This window comes from Lactobacillus johnsonii, from assembly GCF_014058685.1.
Lineage (GTDB): Bacteria > Bacillota > Bacilli > Lactobacillales > Lactobacillaceae > Lactobacillus.
Map to the genome: position 1 here is coordinate 1736081 of NZ_CP059055.1, position 18952 is coordinate 1755032.

The window sequence follows — 18952 nt, forward strand, 5'->3', positions numbered from 1 at the left end:
TCCTCTAACTGTTATTCATTATTCATTTTTTCAATGTCAATCGTCTTATCCACCCAATTTCCTCTAAAGAAATCTCTCTCGTGGCTAACAATAATTACTCCACCATTAAATTCAACAATTGCCTTTCTTAAAGAATCTTTTGTAGCAATATCTAAGTGATTTGTTGGCTCATCCAAGAATAGTAAATTGGATGGCTCAAACTGCATCTTAGCAAGCTTGACCTTCTCTTGTTCTCCACCAGAAAGCTCTTTTAAAGGACTCATAGCCTGCTGTGCAGTTAACCCCATTCTTGCTAAGGCTTGTCGTAATTCTCTAGGACGCAGACGTGGAAATTCTTCTTGTAAATATTGCAAAGGCGTCATATTTTTATTAGGCCAAGCTAAATCTTGTTGAAAATAAGCAAGCTTAGCTGTTGAAGATAATTCAAAATTACCATAAATTGGTTTTAACTTTCCTAGTAAAGTCTTTAGCAGTGTAGTTTTTCCGATTCCATTAAAACCTGTTACAGCTACCTTTTCCCCATTTCCAACAGAAAAGTTAAATGCTGATTTTACTAATGCCTGTTCATATCCAATTACTAAATCTTGAGTTTGCAAAAGCAAGTTTGATGCAGTGTCAACATAAGGGAAAAGGACATGCGCCTTTTTATTATTTTGTGGTGGCGTTAAAATTTCCATCTTCGCTAGCTGTTTTTCCCGCGATTTAGCACTTTTAGATCTAGAACCAGCTTTATTTTTTCTAATATATGCCTCAGTCTTTTGAATTTTTCTCTGCTGGTTGGCATAAGCCTTTAAATAGCTTTCTCGGTCAGCTTCCTTTTGACGAAGTGCATGCTTTAAATCACCTGTATAGCGCGTAATAGTTCCAAAATCAATGTCAATAATACAGTTGGTGATTCTACCTAAAAAATCATAATCGTGTGAAACAACGATAAAAGCACCCTCAAAGTTATTCAAATAGTCTGCAAGCCAGTCAATATGATTAACATCTAAGTAGTTTGTCGGCTCATCTAAAACCAGTACGTCTGGATTTTGTAAAAGAAGCTTAGCCAAAATCAACTTAGATCTTTGTCCACCAGAAAGTTTTGATACATCCCGGCTATAACCCAAATCCGCTAATCCTAACCCCGTCGCTACGCGGTCAATTTTGGTATCAATATCGTAAAATTCTTTTTCCTCAAGTAAAGTCTGAATCTTACCTGCCTTTTCTAAGAGAGCTTCATCCCCATTTTCACCATATCTCACATAGAGTTCATTTAATTCTTTTTCTTTATCAAAAAGATCACTAAAGGCAGTCTGCAAAAATTCCTTAAGCTCTATACCTTCTTCAAGTTTGGCATACTGATCTAAATACCCAACATGAATTTTATTTTGCCATTTAACCTCGCCATTATCTTGAGTAATTTCACCGGTCAAAATCTTAATTAAAGTTGATTTACCAACTCCGTTTTGCCCTGTTACCCCCATATGGTCTTCTTTATTTAAGACAAAATTTGCGTCTTCATATAAAGTTTTATCAATAAATGTCTGACTTAAATTTTTAACTGTTAGTAAACTCATTATTTTTTCTCTTTTTCATTTGATAATTGACGCTGCCGATCATATTCTTGAAGCGCATTTAAGACTTTTGGCCATTGTCTTTTAGGGATAATTAACTGAAGCTTATTGTGATAGATTGGAAAATCACTAGCCTTCATCCCAGTTATTTTGGCAAGTTCTTCATCTGTTAAATGATATTTAGCTACAATTGCCTTAATTTCATAAGAAGCATGTCCTCTAAAATATGACAGAACATAAAAGAAAGCCGCAAAAATTCCAGCACTTAAAATAGCCATTGATACAGAAAAATGGAAGGTTCTCTGTGCAATAAAAAACACTGCAATAAATGCAATAAGGGCTGATATTACCCCATAAATAACTGGAAAATACTTAGTTTGCTTCATTTTTTCATCATCCTTTTTATTACACTGATCTTTCAAATATTACATTAAATTTACGTAATTGAAGTTTTTGTAAAAAAATGTAAATTTCGCTTTAATTTACTGCAATAATCCTCTTCTATAATACAGTTTGTTAAGTAAATTAAAAACGACTTTTTAAATATCACTAGTGTAACATGATTACCATTTAATTATTATTAAATTTAAACTTAAAAGGAGTAAACACTTTGACACACAAAAAAGGAATTTCAATAGCGCTTATTGTATTATTAGGCTTTGGCTTTTTAACTAATTCAGTTACTACTTCTCAGGCAGCTGATCAAGATACCAATTTTAATGTGTCTAAAAGCCTAGTTGAAAATACCATTAAACCAACTCTCCTAAGTAAAAAGTTCAAAGAAGATCAAATAAAAGAAGAAAGGGAAAATAAGTTAGCCGATATCAAGTTTGAAGAAAAAAGAATTAGTCAAGAAAACCCAAATTCTGAATTAGGTAACTAAAACTTTACAAACAACAGTTGCAGTTACGGTCTAAAATCACTAAGATAGAATCATCAACAGATATACTAAAAAAAGCAGTTAGCATTTCGCTAGCTGCTTTTTTCTTAATTACCATCCCATGGAATAGTGTCAGAATCTTTATCATAAATTACATAATTTCTAAAGTCTTCTGGATCATTCCAATTTAAACCTTGCTGCAGACTATTTTGCCTTGTTTCTTGATTATGGAGTTTTTCCTGTTTTAATCCTAAACTAGAACGAACTAAATCCGATACGCGTTGTAGTTCCTTTGTAGCGGCTACTTGCATTGCTGCCGCTCCAATCCAAACATTATGTCCTTGAATATAGCCACTCTTAATATTCTGAGTACATCCGCGATAATTCATTGCAATTGAAAGCATATCATCAAAAGTCAGATTAGTTTTAACATACTTGGCAAAGACCTTAAGAATCTTGCGATAGTTAGTGATTGAATTAACTGACATCCCTTTACGTACAATGTCATTAATTACCTGTCTTTGTCTCATTTGTCGACCATAGTCACCTTTTGGATCTTCTTTACGCATCCGCACATAGTCTAAGACCTCTTTGCCATTTAAGTGCTGTTTTCCCTTCTTAAAATGCGTGTGATAAGTAAAGGTAAATGGCACATTAACATCTACTCCGCCCAAAGCTTCTACCATACTTTCTAGAGCTTTCATATTAACTTCCATATAGTAGTTAACTGGTGTATTTAAAAGTGCTTTTACTGTCCGAGTTGCTCCTTTGCTTCCGCCAACTTGATAAGCAGAGTTAACCCGGAACATGTAGTACTTCCCTTCTCCACTTCCGTCACCTTTGATATCAGCTAACAAGTCTCTAGGAATTGAGGTCATTGTTGCTTCTTTTTTCTCTGGATTCATAGTGGCTAAAATCATCGTATCGGAATTCCCCCGGTCATGCCGGCCCTCAATTCCTTGATCAACGCCAAGAATTAGAATTGAAATTGGCTTTTTCTGAGAAATCAATTGCGATGTTTTTCCTGTTCCTCGATAAGCTTGTTGAACTGAACTCATAGCTGAGAAATATGCATGAGCAAAGTAAGCTACGCTTCCACAAACAAGTAAAATTGATAAGAGACCTACCAAACGAGCAAAATTATTTCCATTTTTATAATCTTTTTTACTCGCCGCAAACACATTATTTCTTTTTAGTTTTTGGCGTGGTCTTTTGGGTTCCTCAGGTCTCATTAATTTTTAACTCCTCTGAAAATCAGCTTACCTTTTCATAATACAAAATTACTTAGTTAAGCGCATTAAATTCATTATTAAAAAAATTTTATTTTTTAGCAAGCAAAATAATGTTCTATAATGATGATTAATAAAAATTATATGGTAGAAAGAAGGAAAAGGTATGGCTCTTCCAACAAGAAATGAAGTATCTGATGATCTCAAATGGGATCTTAGTCGTGTTTTTAAAGACGATCAGGAATGGGAAAAAGAATATAATCGGGTCGCAACCGAAATTAAAAATTTAGATAGATTTAAGGGAAATCTTGCTAAATCTGGTCAAGATTTATATGAAGGAATTACAGAAATTTTATCTGTAAATCGTCGTTTAGAAAAAGTGTACGTTTATGCTACTATGTCAAGCGACGTTGATACTAGTAATACTCATTATCTAGGCCTTGTTGCTAAAGCTCAAAGCTTAGCTAACCAAATGAGTGCTGCTATCTCCTTTGTCGATCCTGAAATTTTATCTATCCCAGAAGAGACACTTGCTAAATTTATGCAAGATGAGCCCCGTTTAAAAGAGTATCAACATCGACTTGAACAAATTACTAAGAAACGTCCTCATACTTTACCAGCAAGTGAAGAAAAAATTATTGCCGCTGCTGGAGATGCAATGGGAACTTCCGCTAATACTTTCAATGTTTTAACTAATTCTGATATGGAATACGGCTATGTTCAAGATGAAGACGGAGAGATGGTCCAATTATCTGATGGCTTATATTCACTTCTAATTCAGTCACAAGATAGAAATGTTCGCAAAAATGCATTTGATGTTATGTATGCAAGCTATGGCCAGTTTGAAAATAGTCTCGCTTCAACTTTATCAGGTGAAGTAAAAGCCCACAATTTTAATGCTCAAGTACATAAATATAATTCAGCTCGAGAGGCTGCTTTAAGTGAAAATGGCGTACCAACAGCTGTTTACGATACATTGGTTAAAGAGGTAAATAGTCACCTCAACTTACTTCATCGCTACGTTAGTTTAAGAAAAAAGATTTTAGGTCTTTCTGATTTACAAATGTATGATATGTATGTTCCATTAACAGGTGAGCCCAGTCTTTCTTATAACTTTGAAGAAGCAAAAAATGAAGCTAGACGAGCCTTAGCGCCATTAGGAAAAGATTACCTCGAACATGTTGATTACATCTTTAATAATCGTGTAATTGATGTGGTTGAAAGCCAAAATAAGGTAACAGGCGCTTATTCTGGTGGTTCCTATGATACTGATCCATATGAATTATTAAATTGGGAGGATAATCTTGATTCTCTATATACTCTAGTTCATGAAACTGGACACTCAGTGCATTCCTGGTATACAAGAAATACTCAACCATATGTATATGGAGACTACCCAATTTTTGTTGCTGAAATTGCATCAACAACTAATGAAAATATTTTAACTGAATACTTCTTAGATAAGATTACTGATCCTAAAACACGCGCATTTGTTTTGAATCACTATCTTGATTCATTCAAGGGCACACTCTTCCGTCAAACACAATTTGCAGAATTTGAGCAGTTTATTCATGAAGCTGACGCAAATGGTCAACCATTAACTGCCGATGTTCTTGATGAATTTTACGGCAATTTAAACCAAAGATATTACGGTGATAGTGTAGAACCGGGCGGAGAGATTGCTAAAGAATGGGCCCGTATTCCTCATTTCTATTACAACTTTTATGTTTACCAATATGCAACAGGCTTTGCTGCTGCTACAGCTCTCACAAATAATGTTGTTCATGGTACTGACAAAGAACGTACCGCTTATATTAATTTCTTAAAGGCTGGCTCTTCAGATTATCCAACAGAGATAATGAAATGTGCCGGTGTCGATATGACAAAGGCCGATTACTTAAAAGACGCATTTAATACTTTTGAAAAACGACTTAATGAGTTTGAAAAAATCGTTGATGAATTGAAAACAATCTAGTAAAAACACAAATATATTTGTAAACAAAAAGTTCTTGATCTAACTTCTAAGATCAAGAACTTTTTACTTTATACTAATTTAGTAATCAAACCAACTAAGTATAGAAATACACAGGTAATTAACAAGTAAATACTACCCCACTTAGTCGTTTCTTTTAGAATCTTTCCTTCTAAACCTTCTTTATTAATTGCACCAGTAGCTACTGCAATATTCTGTGGTGATAACATCCCAGCAGTTGCACCAGTCATATTTGAAGCAACAATCCAATATTTGCTTACTCCTAATGATTGAGCAGCAGAATACTGTAAGTTACCAAATAGAACGTTGGCTGACGTTGCAGAGCCTGTTAAGAATGTTCCTAGAGCCCCAATTAATGGTGCAAATAAAGGATAAGCTGGTCCAAGTAAGCTTACTAAGGCTACCGCTAATGCTTTAGTCATTCCTGCATATACCATAACTTTAGCTAAACCCACAATTGCACAAACTGTAATTGTTGTCATCCCAATTGTTTTCAAAACATTGAGCAAGATTTTGAACATTTGGCTTAAGCTTAAGCCTTGAATCTTTCCTCCAATTATTCCCGCTAATAAAATTAATGTTCCTGGAGAGGAAAGCCAATTAATTGGTAGATCATTAGGATTCTTTCCTAAGTAAACATGTAAGTGAGTAGTTACACTAGTTAAAAAGTTATTCACAGGTGGACAAAGAGATGAAGCTAGTAGAACGAAAATAAAGACCAGGATAAATGGTGAACAAGCCTTGAGAATCTCGCTAACACTTTCATTTTCTACTTCCTCTACTGAACCAGTTTTTCTCTTAGTCAACCAGACAGTAACTAAAATTGAAAACAATGATCCGACTAAGGCTGGAAGTTCTGCCCCAGTAAACTTAGCAATAATAACTTGCGGAATTGCCATTCCAACCCCTGACATTAAAGTAATAAAGACAATACCTTTAAGGGCCTTAATACTTTTACCAGTAAGAATAACTAAAATAAAAGGTACTAAAATAACTAAAATGACTAATTGCAAAGTTACAATAAATCCTAATTGCACATCATTAAGATTAGTTACTTCAGCTAATGTCAAAACTGGCAAGCCAATTGCACCAAATGCAGTTGCCGTACTATTGGCAACCAAACAAATTACTGAAGCTTGGATCGGTTCTAAACCTAAAGAAATTAAAATTCCTGCACAGATTGCTACAGCAGTCCCAAAACCAGCGATAGATTCTAGAAAGCCACCAAAACCCCAAGCAATTATTAATACTAAAATTCTTTTATCGGTTGTGATTGATGATAATAATTTTTCAATCGTCCCCATACTACCTGAATAAGTTGTAATCTGATATATAAAAAGCGCAGCCAAAATTACATACATGATTGGCCAAATTCCCATTATAATACCTTCTAAGGCTCCAGAAAGAGTATTAATTATGGGTTGTTTAAACATTAAAACAGCATCAGCAATTGTAATAATTAAACCAATCGTACATGCCCTTGAAGCCGGCATACCAATAATTCCAAGAGAAATTATCAACCAGATGATTGGCACTAATGCCCATAAAAAATTTATCCACATAGTTTTCCTCATCTAAAAAAGTAATACTATTTAATTTTATCCTTTTTCCACATATTAAGGAAATTTAAAAACAAAAAACCTACAAGAGCAAGAGAGCCCTTGTAGGTTCTAAATAACAGTTTTATTTCTTAAAAGCATGAACGCCATAAACAAATAAATAAATTCCAACTTCAATAATCGAAATAAAGAAAGTGACCGGTAAATTAGTTACGTATCCTAAAACTAAACCTGCCCAAACTCCAAACAAGGCGATCCCGACTGACCAACATAACATAGCAGGAATTGTCTTACCTAAGTAGCGAGCACTTGAAGATGGCAAAGTTAATAAAATAAAGACTAATAATGATCCGACAACTTGTGCACCAATTGAAACAGCTAAAGCCAAAGCAATTAAAAATACTACTGAAACTAAGCTTGTATTAATATGATGGCTAACTGCCCCTACATGATCAAATGAATCATAGTTTAACTGTCTTAAAACTAGGAAAATTATTGCTAAAACAAAGAGAGAAAGAACAACTAGTTGAATGACTCCATCTCTATCAACTCCAATAATTGAACCAAATAAGATGTTAGTCGCATAGCGACTATTACCGCCAGCAATAGCTAAAAATAGTACACCCAAGCCAATAAACAAGGCTGAAATCGCACTAATTGCGGATTCTTTCTGATCACTTCTCATGGATAATTCACCAACACTGATTGAGCCAAGCAAAGTAAAAAGAACCATGCCCCAGAGAGGAACCCAACCAATCCAAACCGCAAAAGCGGCTCCGGCAAAACCAATTTCTGATAGAGTGTGAGCTAAGAATGAAAAACTTCTAGCTACAACATATACACCCACTATTCCACAGGTAATAGCAATAAAAGTACTAGCTAGAAATGCATAGCGCATAAAATCATATGCAAACATTATTCTTCACCCACCTCTTCAGTTAAGTCTTTAATTTTACCAGCAATTAAACCTTTATCCTTAAATAAAAGATAATCTTTCATATATTTCTTAGCTAGAGGAATGTCATGAGTTGTAAACAAAACAGTCATTGCGTGTTTTTCATTTAAGTGCTTAATCAATGACATTAACTCTTCTTTAGCAACTGGATCTAAGCTAGCTGTTGCCTCGTCTAAAATAATGAAGTCTGGTTTATCTAACAAAGCTTGAGCTAAATATGCACGCTGCTTTTGACCTCCGGAAGCTTCACCCATCCTAGTATTTTGAATATCTAGTAAATGGGTCTCTTTTAAAATTTGATTTACTCTCCCCTTCACCCGAGCGTTCTTAAATAAAGGAGTATTAAGTTCTACAAAGGCCCGGATTGAGAGGGGATAATCAGCATCCAGATTCCTAAATTGAGGTACATAACCAACTTTTGTATCTGGCGCAAATTTAAACGATCCTGTCGTTGGTTGTAACATTCCCATCAAAATTCTAATCAAGGTTGTTTTTCCTGTACCATTTGCACCAAGTAGAGCTGTCATCGACCCCTTCGATAGGGTAAAATTCAAGTCTTTAAAAATTACCTTATCCTCAAATTTCATCCCCAGGTCTTTAACTGTTAATATATCAGTCATCTCACTCCTCCTCTTCTTCTAATAAACCAATCCTATTTAATTATTTTGAATATCAGCTAGTTTTTGATAATTTTCTTTCATCCAAGCTAAGTAAGTAGTGTTATTAGGAATAGTTTCCCGCACATTTAAAACTGGAACATTGTTCTTTTTTGCAAGTTTAACAAAAGACTTAACTGTTGAGCTACTTGCCTGAGTATTATTAACAAAAAAGGCAATCTTCTTTTGTTTAATAGCATTATTCATTTCGTTAATTGTCTTAGGACTAGGATCTGTACCATTTTCAATGGCTTCTTCAAATTTCTTGTCGCCTATTTTATAACCAGCTTCTTGCAAAGCATAGTCAAAGACTGGTTCACTAACAAAAACTGGTTTTTGATCACCCTTATTAGCCTGAGCTAGCTGTTTGATTTTGTCGATCTTGGCTAAGTATTTTTCGCCATTTTCCTTAAAATAAGCGGCATGCTTCTTATCCAACTTAGATAAACGCTTAACCAAATAATCAACGTACTTAGTTGGCATATCTAAATTGTACCAAATATGAGGATTATCTCCGCTCTTTAATCCCATCAAGTCTTCACCGACTAAGACAGGCTTTTTATCAACAGATTTCGCTAACTTATTCATCCATGAATCATAACCTAGCCCATTTGCAACAATAATATTTGCCTGAGCTACCTTTTTAGCATCTGCTGTTGTCGGATCAAAATCGTGTGGATCAACGCTACTTTTATCAATAATTGCAGTCGCTGTTCCATATTTTCCAACAATATTTTTAGCAATATCTGAATAAACATTAGTTGTAGTAACTATAGAAATTTTATCTGATTGTTTGGCAGAATTTTGCTTATTCGAACATCCTACCGTTATCAATGATACAAGCGTCACTAAGCTCATAATAGAAATAAATTTTGTAATTTTAGATTTAAAATTTTGCATATATATCCTCCTGTGCAAAACAAAAAAGCATTAAGTTAGAAAATTCAGCATAAGTTCTAACTTAAAGTTAGACTAAGCTAAATTTTTTATTATGTCAACATTTTTCTAGATAGACAAATAGCACCAAGACGTCTCAGACTTGATGCTATCAATAAGTATAAATAATAAAAAATTTGCTGAATTTTTAATTTAATGCTTTTTCTCTAAAATTACATCTTTATATAAACATATTTTTATATGTTTGTCAAAGATGTTCAGAAAAAAGACAGTCAAAATGCTGTGATTATTCAAGTCCTTGAACTAAAAATCTTCATTAACGTGCCGTCTCAAGACATCTAGAATCTTAATTACATGCTTATCTTCTAAGCTATAGTACCGCTCTTGCTTAACTTGCTCACTCTTAACTAGCTTAGCCTCTTCTAAGATTCTTAAGTGCCTAGAAATAGCTGGCTGACTAACATCAAACTGTTTTACCAAGTTATTTACACTACTTTTTTGATTGTCATTTAAGTAATAAAGAATTTGAATTCGAATGGGATGATTTAAAGCTCTAGTAACTCGAATAATTTGATCGTTCAACTTGTTCACCTATCTCAACTTACATTTAATTATGAGAGTAACTCAAGAATTTTCTTTTGCACACTTGATTCTTCACTAGATCCAATGATTTGATTCGCAGCTTTCTTTGCATCTGGAAGAGCGGTAGCCGTAGCAAAGCTCGTACCTGCAAACTTAAGCATACCAACATCATTACCACTATCACCAAATGTCACCATTTCACTAGATTTAATCTTCAGTTTTTTACCTAAATATTCTAAACCTACGGCTTTATTCATTCCTTTAGTCTGCATATCAATAGCAGTACTTGCACCTGAGACAAAACCAATCTGTGGATAATCTTCTCTAAGTTTATCTAAGACCTTAGGCATCTTATCTTCTGGAACACGAAGACTTACTTTAAAAATACGATCATCGATATCGTTAAAGCTATCAACAACTTGAATTTTCTTAACGTACTTTTTTAGATCTTCCGCAAATTCTTTTCCACTGCTTTTTTCAACATATGCACTAGTTACACCAGCAACAATAGCCTTATATGGTAATTTTTCCACAATTTCAAGCATGGTTTGATAATCTTCGTCAGATAAATCAGATATTTGAAGAATTTCATTTCCATGAGCTACTAAAGCACCATTTTCAGCCACAAAGTACATATTCTTATTAGCTTTTGGAAAACGATCGAGGATATTTTCATACTGATTACCACTAGCAATAACAAATTTAATATCACGATCCTGCATAATTTGAAATTCTTTTTCAAAGAGTTCCTTATCATAAGTCTTATCTTCTCTTAACCAAGTACCATCCATATCAGTTGCAATAAGCTTAATCATTTTCAGTCTCACTTTCCACTTTTATTATCCACACTCCACTATACTAAAAAACGCCACCCGGAGGTAGCGTTTTTCACAAAACTATTTTATTCAACTAATTTAATCTTTCTTGCGTTTTCTAGTACCTGCTAAGCCTAAAAGTGACGCAATGGTTGCTAATCCTAGTCCAATACGTCCTGCATTAGAATGTTTATGACCAGTTTGAGGTAATGAAACATCCTCAGTTGTAGCTGCTTCTGCCTTACCAGATTCTTTGGTTTCTACAGTTGCTACTTCCTTAATAGTAGTATTAGTGGAAAGTTGGTCTGGAAGAATAGGAGCATCATTAGTTGATTCAGTTGGAGTTTCAGCTTGAACTGGAACTTTTGAATCCTCTGGATCTTCTGGGTCCTTTGGTTCTTCTGGATCCACTGGATCCTTCGGTTCTTCTGGATCTACTGGGTCCTTTGGTTCTTCTGGATCCACCGGATCCTTTGGTTCTTCTGGATCTACGATATCCTTATTGTAAACTACAGTTTCAATGATATCGTCAGTATTATTATCTACATTTTCAAGACTGCCAATTTCTTTCCTATCTGGAGTGTAGCCGGCAATATCTGGAGAAATGACTTGTATAAATGTAGTTCCATCAAGTGCTGTCCATTTAATTCCATCAGAAATCTTTCTGCCATTTTTATCTAAGATAATAACTTCGCCAGTTACTTTATCAATAATGGCTGTACCACGGAATCTTAGCTTTTGAACTACGTCATCTTTTGCTTTAGTCCCATCTGCGTAAACATATTTAATTGTACGAGTAATTGTTTTATCTAAAGCAATTGAATCAAATGGATATTTTGGTCCATCTGGGTTGTCTGGGTTAATTGGATCCTCTTCGGTAAATTTATCATCAGGAGTAACTGTAACTGTTCCATGTTTGAATGTTACATAGAAAGTCTTTGTGTCTTCACCAAATTCTCCACCAACATAACCATCTTTGACTAATTCATAGCCTAAACTTTCATAGTATTTAATCTTATCTGCTGTGCTGTAGTTAATTGTCTCGTTGTACTTACCATCAACTACTGCAGTTTCTAATTGCTTGCCTGTAGTCTCATCAACATAGATAATTTCTGCCTTAGCTGCATTTGCAGTGTAGATAACTGTTGTTTCTAGGTTCTTACTATCTTGGTTAATTCCTTCAACTGCATTAACTACTCCTTTATCTGGAGTGTAGCCAACAATTGTTGGAGAAACTACTTCGACAAACGTTGTTCCATCACTAGCTGTCCAAGTTAATTTGCCGGGAATTGGGTTACCGTTCTCGTCAAGCTTAACATTACCATTTTCATCGACTTCTACATATTGACCAGTTACCTTGTCAATCACACCTGAACCAACAAAAGTTAAAGTTTGTGTGTGACTCGGCTTAGCTGTTGTTCCATCTGCATAAACATAGTGGATAGTATTAGTTACATCCTTGTTCAAGTTAGCAGAATCAGCTGGGTATTTTGGTCCATCTGGATTGTCTGGGTTAATTGGTTCATCTGGCTTGCCTGGAGCTTCTGGATTTACAACTACTGTTCCATGCTTGAAGGTTACATAGAAAGTCTTTGTGTCTTCACCGAATTCTCCACCAACATAACCATCTTTGACTAATTCATAGCCTAAGCTTTCGTAGTATTTAATCTTATCGGCTGTACTGTAGTTAATTGTTTCGTTGTACTTACCGTCAACTACTGCAGTTTCTAATTGCTTACCGGTAGTCTCATCAACATAGATAATTTCTGCATTAGCTGCATTTGCAGTATAAGTAACCACAATTACCTTGTTTGGAGTATTTTCAGTTACAGAACTTCCAGAAACCCAAGTTTTATCTGCTGTATAACCAGCTAGAGTAGGTGATATTACTTCAGCAAATTTCGGATCTGTTATATCTGCTTTCCAAGTAAGTGTCCCTTCAATTGGTTGTTTATTTTCATCAACAACAATCTTGCCATTTTCATCAAGAACTACATATTTTCCAGTTGTTTTATCTACAACACCGTATGCTGTAAATTTGATATTTTGCTTATTACTTTCAGCTGCGGTACTGCCATTTTCAAAAACATATTGAATCTCTTGAATTACTTCTTTAATGTAATCTTCTGATCCGTAAGCTGGGCTATCGGGATTCGTTGGATCAATAATGATCAAATCTCTAGTTAAATGAATTGTAAAGTTATTCTTAGCTTCATCTGCAGAATAGTAGTAATCTTTACCAAATTCATAGTCACTACTTACAAGTTTGTATCCACTTTCTATAAACAGGTTAAGGACATTTTCATGGTTTTGTTTCCAGTTAATTTGATGATCCACTTTACCCTGTACTTCATCCCCACCGATAACTAGTCCAGTTACGTCATCAATGTATTGGATGCTAGCTCCCGTTTGATTTGCATAATAAAGAACTTCTTCAGTGATATTATCAGAGCTTCCACTTACTATCTTAGCTTCTACAATTCCTCTATCTGCGCCATACCCTGTAACCTTTGGTGATTCTACTGGAGCAAAAGTATAGTTCATATCGCCGGCTTCAGTTGTCCAAACAATATCACCAATCCAAGCTTTATCAACAAAGTCATATTGGCCCGTTCCAATAAATGTAACTTTTTGAGTAACAGAATTTGCAGCTTCTTGGTCTTTATTAGGTCCATCTGCATAAACATAAGTAATCACTCGGTTTACTTCTTTATTTTGTGTATTTTCAGCGATTTTATGTTTTAAAATAACCCTAAAATCATTACAGCCAGGATTGTACTCTGCATCCCCAAATGTTGTGGCATAAGTTAAAGGATTACTTACTAGTATATAGTTATTATTTTCATAGTCTTTGATGCTATTTAAAACATTTTCAATTATTTGATAGTTAATTACTTCCCGGTAATTACCCGCAATATTGATAGTTGATCCAAGTTGCTTGTTAGAAGTTTCATCCCAAAAAGTAATTGTACCAACTTGAGCTTTTTTATCATAAACAATATTTTCTACTCTATGCTTTACATCCTGATCTACTTTATCCGCAGTACTCCATTTTTGTGTAGTAGTGTAACCAACAATATCTGGAGATTTGATCGATTCAAAGACATCCGTCTTAGAAGTCCACTGTAAACTAGCGTCCTTATTGGTAATTTCAATAGCAATTACGTAACCATCATCGTGTTCAACTTCTGTTACTTCTACAATCTTTCCAGTCACTTTATCACGATAACCATTCGTCTTGAAAATGGCTGTTTGTGTAACTGAATCATGTAGCTTATTACCAACCCCATCTACATAGTTGATAATTTTATCTACAGATTGTGATTCATTAATTTCTTCAAGACCATGCTTTAACTCAATCTTAAATTCTAAATCTTTTACATCAAATTTTGTTCCTGGTTTAAAATCATTGCTAATAACTACATATCCTCTATCAATCAAGTCTTGGAGTGTAGTACTTAAGTCAACAAAATTAATTACAGAATATACTTTTCCAGTTGCATTTAATTCTGCAACTTTACCACCATTATTCTCTAAATTATCTAAATCAACAATGGTAATTGTAGCTTTAGCATCCTCACGTAAACGATATACAACCTTGATATCTTTACCCGGATCTTCTGGAGTTACAAATTCAATATCAGCAATATATCCCTCAATAACCGGTGTATAGGTTAGACCAGCCTTAGTCGGATCATCTTTATCATTGTTAAATTTTACAGATGGATGAATTTCTTTCCCGTTTTCATCAACTAAAATTAAAGAACCTAATTCTTTATAAACAAACTGTACTTCATGAGCTGAGTCAGTTACGAATGGGTTTCTAGCTGTGTAGTTGTTATGAGAGAAGTTAACTGATTTACCAGCTTCTACAGTATGGCTTTCAATAACCTTAGTCATGTCTTTGCCATCATACATCAAAACTTCCATCTTACCAGTAGCGTCAATTTGACGGTAAACTACTGTAAAATCTACAGTTAACTGATCAATAGTACCTTCATTTTTATCTCCAGCACTGTAGTATACTTTCTTATAGTAACTACCATCTCCAAATTGAGAAAGTGTTCCAGTAAATGAACCAGTAGGAAGTTTTGAAGCATCTAAGTAAAAGCCATTAATTAGCTGTTTGTATTGATCAACGTTGTCAACAATAAATCCTTGCCCAGTCCAACCAGATATGTTAACGTTTGGATATTTATCAGTGCCTGGAATTTCTATTAAATTGCCATTTTGATTGTAATAGTATTTAATCACAGACTGTTCAGTATAAACTGGGATAATTTCACCAATTGAACTCGCATCTATGCTAGTACTATTGCCTAGACAATATTCAATTCTTGTACTTCCCACAACTGTACTAGCGTTTCCAACAGGCGTTTCACTTCCATTAATAGAAATATTAGATTTACCACTGTTAACTACTAAAAATTTTACAGTGTGCCACCCATTGACTACCTCAATATTCTTAAAATGGCCTGCTTGAATAGTATGGGTAGACAAAATTTCAGTAAAACTATTGTCAGTTACATATGCATAAAGATTGTCATCGGATAGATTATTTCGATTTACAGACAAGATAAGCTTTTTGTTATCACTACTCACAAAACTTGTACCATTCAAGTTTAAAATTTGATAAATGTACCTATTATCACCAATTAAATCTCCCGCTTTTTTCGGATAATTATCCGCATCTGTTCCCAGAATAGTTACAGCAGCTTTACTTTGAACTTCCTTAGCATTCGACTGAATAGTTATATTTTCTTTAACCACTGATTCTTCAATTGGAGAAGCTTCATTTTCAACCTTAGTTTCAGCTTCAATAGGCTGATCTGCTTCTACAGATACAGTATTGTTTTCTACCTTCTCAGCTGGTTGTGTTTCTTCTACGGAAACTGTATTGCTTTCTACGCTTTCAACTGGCTGTACATCTACAGAAGCAGCATTTTTCTCTACGTCTTCAACTGCTTGAGCTTCTTCTACAGGAGTAGTATTTTCAACTAAATTAGTTTCAGTTGTATTAGTATTTTAATTTTTTACTGCTGTGTCTCCATTAATTGACTCAGCATTATAAGTTACTACTTCGTTAGTTGCTTGTTTGTCTACATCATCTGTTTCTACAGAAGAAATCGACCGATCATTTTTTACTTCTTCATTACCAGTCTCACCAGAAGCAGTTACATCATTTTCTACTTCATTATTTTCTTCTGCCGACATAACTTCTGTTTGATTGTCAGTAGTAGATATACTCTGTTCCTCAGTATTTACTACGTTATCCATCGTCTCTGTTATGTCACTAGCTGTACTACTTTCGACTTTTACGCTTTCCTCTGGAGCAACTGTAGTGTCAGCTTGAGCTTCCTGATTATTAACCCCCATAAAGGTTAAACCAATTAATACAGAAGCAGCCCCTACAGTAAACTTACGAATAGAGAAGCGTTGCTTTTGCGGTCTAATTTTTCGCATTTTTTCACTATAATTGTTCTTGGAAACCATAATTTTATCCTCATACTTCTAGTATTAGGTGAGCATTAAGTTATAGCTTTCTTGCTAATGATTATTAAGATAATAATCATTTATTTCACCTTGTTATATTTGTTTTTTACATTAAGTAAGTATACGGATAATCTATGATTTAATTGTGTACAATTTATGATATTTGTGTGAACTTGTAATCTATTTATATATTATTTTTCTTTATATATCAATAAGAATGCGATTTCAAAAATCTTGCATTTTCAATGCTATACATTACTATAGTAAATATATGTTATTTATTAAACAAAAAAGTAAGATTCTAAAATTTTTCAGAATCTTACTTTTTAATTAGTTATTTTTATTCATCTGGGTCTTCAGAGATAGGTTTCTTCCAGAAACTCATAATTAGACCGGCTACAATAGAACCAACAATTGTAGCTACGAAGTAAAGTAAAATATGGTTAGATAATGGTGATACCCATAGTCCTCCGTGAGGAGCTGGTACTTGGATGTGCCACAATCCAACAAGTAAACCACCAACTGCTGAACCAATTACACAGGAAGGAATTACACGACCTGGGTCAGCTGCAGCAAATGGAATAGCACCTTCAGTAATGAATGAGAAACCTAAAATCCAGTTTGATACACCAGCACGACGCTCTTCCTTAGTGTAACGGTTCTTAAAGAAAGTAGTACCAATTGCAGTAGCAAATGGAGGAACCATACCACCAACCATAACAGCTGCCATCATAACTGCAGCAGTTGCAGAATGTGGATCGTTAGCAAATGCACCTGAAGCAAAGACATAAGCAGCCTTGTTGAAAGGACCACCCATATCGATAGCCATCATACCAGCTAAGATCATTGTCAAAATTACAAGGTTACCAGTACCCATACTGTTCAAGAAGTGGGTAATAGCAAAGTTAACTGAACTAAAGATTGGGTTGATGATGTAGAACATAATCAAAGCAATGAAAAGCAAGCCCAAAATTGGGTAAAGCAACATTGGCTTCATACCTTCTACTGATTTTGGAAGTTTAGCAAATAACTTCTTCAATCCAATCATCATATATCCAGCAATGAAACCTGCAGCGATACCACCTAAGAATCCAGCTGGAGATACAGCATGTGCTTGTGCGTTAACTTGTAAGCCGTTAGTACCGTTAACAATGGCTGCCATGTATCCACCAACAAACCCTGGCATCAAGGCAGGTAAGTCGCCGATTGATTCAGCAATATAAGCAGCTAATACAGGAACCATAAATGCAAAGGCTAAGTTACCAGCACTATTTAAGAAAATAAATGCAGGGTTCTTAGCGCCACCAGCCATATAGTTTTCCACTATGAAGGAGATGGCCATTAAGATACCACCACCGATAACGAATGGAAGCATGTGGCTAATACCACTCATTAAGTTCTTGTAGATAGATGCCCACAAACCTTGTTTTTCTTTTGCATCATTATCGCTAGAACTTGCACTACTATCAGCATGGTAAATTGGAGCCTTGTTTTCTAAGATATCTTCAATCAATTCTTTTGGATGGTTAATACCATCTACAACAGGCTTCATAACAAGTTCTTTACCATTGAAACGTGGCATATCAACTTTTTTATCAGAGGCAATGATGACACCTTTTGCTCGTTTAATTTCTTCTGGAGTAAGCTTATCTTTTACACCTTCAGAACCGTTAGTTTCAATACGAACATCAACGCCTAATTTTTTACCAGCCTTAATTAAAGCTTCTTGAGCCATGTAAGTGTGTGCAATACCATTGATACATGCAGTAACACCAACAATTAAAGGCTTTTGCTCGCTAGCAGGCTTAGATGCTTCTTTTGCAGCTTCGGCCTTTCTCTTTTCGGCATCGGCCTTGTCCTGAGCATCCTTTTCAGCTTCTGCTTTTTTAAAGATATCAATAACTTCTTCTGGTGTAGTTGCTGCCTTTAAAGCATTAACAACATCTGGATTAATTAGTAAACTTGATAACTTAGCTAAAGCTTGTAAGTGTGTGTTATCAGCACCGGCTGGTGCAGTAATCATAAAGAATAAATGAACTGGTTGTCCATCAAGAGCTTTATAATCAATTCCTTTAGGACTTTTTGCAAATAAAACAGCGGCACGATTAATGTACTTGTTTCTTGCGTGTGGCATGGCGATTCCTTCACCAATACCAGTTGTTGATTCTTTTTCACGAGCCCAGATTGATTTAATGAATTCCTCTTCGTTATTTACAACACCTTGCTTTACTTCAAGATCAGCCATTTCTTTAATAGCTTCTTCTTGAGTAGTAGCCTTCAGATCCATAATCATTAAATCAGGACTTAAAAGATCTTCAATTTTCATGAAAATAACTC

At 34.7% G+C, this 18952-nt stretch carries 14 protein-coding genes; 2 read left to right on the forward strand and 12 right to left on the reverse strand.

Features of this window, described 5'->3' with window-relative positions:
* Nucleotides 1–11: 11 nt before the first annotated feature.
* Nucleotides 12–1559, reverse strand: coding sequence for an ABC-F family ATP-binding cassette domain-containing protein (locus H0I41_RS08390; protein WP_011162505.1), 1548 nt, complete (start codon nt 1557–1559; stop codon nt 12–14).
* Complete coding sequence (locus tag H0I41_RS08395) at nt 1559–1942, reverse strand: hypothetical protein (RefSeq protein ID WP_011162506.1); 384 nt, start codon at nt 1940–1942, stop codon at nt 1559–1561. Before H0I41_RS08395 ends, H0I41_RS08390 begins: the two co-directional genes overlap by 1 nt.
* 224 nt (nt 1943–2166) lie before the next feature.
* Between H0I41_RS08395 and H0I41_RS08400 the strand changes: the two genes are divergently transcribed.
* On the forward strand, nt 2167–2439 hold the full coding sequence (locus H0I41_RS08400) for a hypothetical protein (RefSeq protein ID WP_135014193.1): 273 nt from the start codon (nt 2167–2169) through the stop codon (nt 2437–2439).
* Nucleotides 2440–2543: 104 nt separating this feature from the next.
* Here the strand turns inward: H0I41_RS08400 and H0I41_RS08405 are convergent, their stop codons facing one another.
* Nucleotides 2544–3668, reverse strand: a complete 1125-nt coding sequence (locus H0I41_RS08405; RefSeq protein ID WP_135014194.1) for an LCP family glycopolymer transferase — start codon at nt 3666–3668, stop codon at nt 2544–2546.
* Nucleotides 3669–3831: 163 nt separating this feature from the next.
* Here H0I41_RS08405 and pepF point away from each other — a divergent pair, with 163 nt between their 5' ends.
* Nucleotides 3832–5640, forward strand: a complete 1809-nt coding sequence (gene pepF / locus H0I41_RS08410; RefSeq protein WP_135014195.1) for an oligoendopeptidase F — start codon at nt 3832–3834, stop codon at nt 5638–5640.
* 68 nt (nt 5641–5708) lie between these two features.
* Here pepF and H0I41_RS08415 read toward each other — a convergent pair whose 3' ends face one another.
* From H0I41_RS08415 to H0I41_RS08450, 9 genes are all read right to left on the reverse strand, one after another.
* Entirely contained in the window at nt 5709–7220 is a 1512-nt protein-coding gene (locus tag H0I41_RS08415; RefSeq protein ID WP_167739982.1) for an L-lactate permease, read from the reverse strand.
* 121 nt (nt 7221–7341) lie between these two features.
* Nucleotides 7342–8133, reverse strand: coding sequence for a metal ABC transporter permease (locus H0I41_RS08420; RefSeq protein WP_011162511.1), 792 nt, complete (start codon nt 8131–8133; stop codon nt 7342–7344).
* On the reverse strand, nt 8133–8792 hold the full coding sequence (locus H0I41_RS08425) for a metal ABC transporter ATP-binding protein (protein ID WP_135014197.1): 660 nt from the start codon (nt 8790–8792) through the stop codon (nt 8133–8135). Before H0I41_RS08425 ends, H0I41_RS08420 begins: the two co-directional genes overlap by 1 nt.
* A 36-nt stretch (nt 8793–8828) precedes the next feature.
* On the reverse strand, nt 8829–9728 hold the full coding sequence (locus H0I41_RS08430) for a metal ABC transporter solute-binding protein, Zn/Mn family (RefSeq protein ID WP_011162512.1): 900 nt from the start codon (nt 9726–9728) through the stop codon (nt 8829–8831).
* A gap of 300 nt (nt 9729–10028) precedes the next feature.
* Nucleotides 10029–10307 (reverse strand): ArsR/SmtB family transcription factor, encoded by a 279-nt coding sequence (locus H0I41_RS08435; protein ID WP_011162513.1) that lies wholly within the window; start codon nt 10305–10307, stop codon nt 10029–10031.
* 29 nt (nt 10308–10336) lie between these two features.
* Nucleotides 10337–11122 carry a Cof-type HAD-IIB family hydrolase gene (locus H0I41_RS08440; protein ID WP_004898016.1) on the reverse strand — a complete coding sequence of 262 codons (786 nt, stop codon included), beginning with the start codon at nt 11120–11122 and terminating at the stop codon, nt 10337–10339.
* 99 nt (nt 11123–11221) lie between these two features.
* Nucleotides 11222–15892, reverse strand: coding sequence for a mucin-binding protein (locus H0I41_RS08445; RefSeq protein ID WP_234694678.1), 4671 nt, complete (start codon nt 15890–15892; stop codon nt 11222–11224).
* A gap of 255 nt (nt 15893–16147) precedes the next feature.
* Nucleotides 16148–16615 carry a YSIRK-type signal peptide-containing protein gene (locus H0I41_RS09445; RefSeq protein WP_228099711.1) on the reverse strand — a complete coding sequence of 156 codons (468 nt, stop codon included), beginning with the start codon at nt 16613–16615 and terminating at the stop codon, nt 16148–16150.
* A gap of 340 nt (nt 16616–16955) precedes the next feature.
* A complete protein-coding gene (locus H0I41_RS08450; protein ID WP_011162516.1) occupies nt 16956–18941 on the reverse strand; it encodes a PTS fructose transporter subunit IIABC in 1986 nt (661 codons plus the stop codon).
* Nucleotides 18942–18952 lie beyond the last annotated feature (11 nt).

Bases quoted from the DNA above. Each gene is read 5' to 3' on its own strand.
- H0I41_RS08440 (WP_004898016.1), bottom strand. From the start codon at position 11,122: ATGATTAAGCTTATTGCAACTGATATGGATGGTACTTGGTTAAGAGAA.
- H0I41_RS08450 (WP_011162516.1), bottom strand. From the start codon at position 18,941: ATGAAAATTGAAGATCTTTTAAGTCCTGATTTAATGATTATGGATCTG.
- pepF (WP_135014195.1), top strand. From the start codon at position 3,832: ATGGCTCTTCCAACAAGAAATGAAGTATCTGATGATCTCAAATGGGAT.
- H0I41_RS08405 (WP_135014194.1), bottom strand. From the start codon at position 3,668: ATGAGACCTGAGGAACCCAAAAGACCACGCCAAAAACTAAAAAGAAAT.
- H0I41_RS09445 (WP_228099711.1), bottom strand. From the start codon at position 16,615: ATGGTTTCCAAGAACAATTATAGTGAAAAAATGCGAAAAATTAGACCG.
- H0I41_RS08425 (WP_135014197.1), bottom strand. From the start codon at position 8,792: ATGACTGATATATTAACAGTTAAAGACCTGGGGATGAAATTTGAGGAT.
- H0I41_RS08395 (WP_011162506.1), bottom strand. From the start codon at position 1,942: ATGAAGCAAACTAAGTATTTTCCAGTTATTTATGGGGTAATATCAGCC.
- H0I41_RS08420 (WP_011162511.1), bottom strand. From the start codon at position 8,133: ATGTTTGCATATGATTTTATGCGCTATGCATTTCTAGCTAGTACTTTT.
- H0I41_RS08390 (WP_011162505.1), bottom strand. From the start codon at position 1,559: ATGAGTTTACTAACAGTTAAAAATTTAAGTCAGACATTTATTGATAAA.
- H0I41_RS08415 (WP_167739982.1), bottom strand. From the start codon at position 7,220: ATGTGGATAAATTTTTTATGGGCATTAGTGCCAATCATCTGGTTGATA.
- H0I41_RS08430 (WP_011162512.1), bottom strand. From the start codon at position 9,728: ATGCAAAATTTTAAATCTAAAATTACAAAATTTATTTCTATTATGAGC.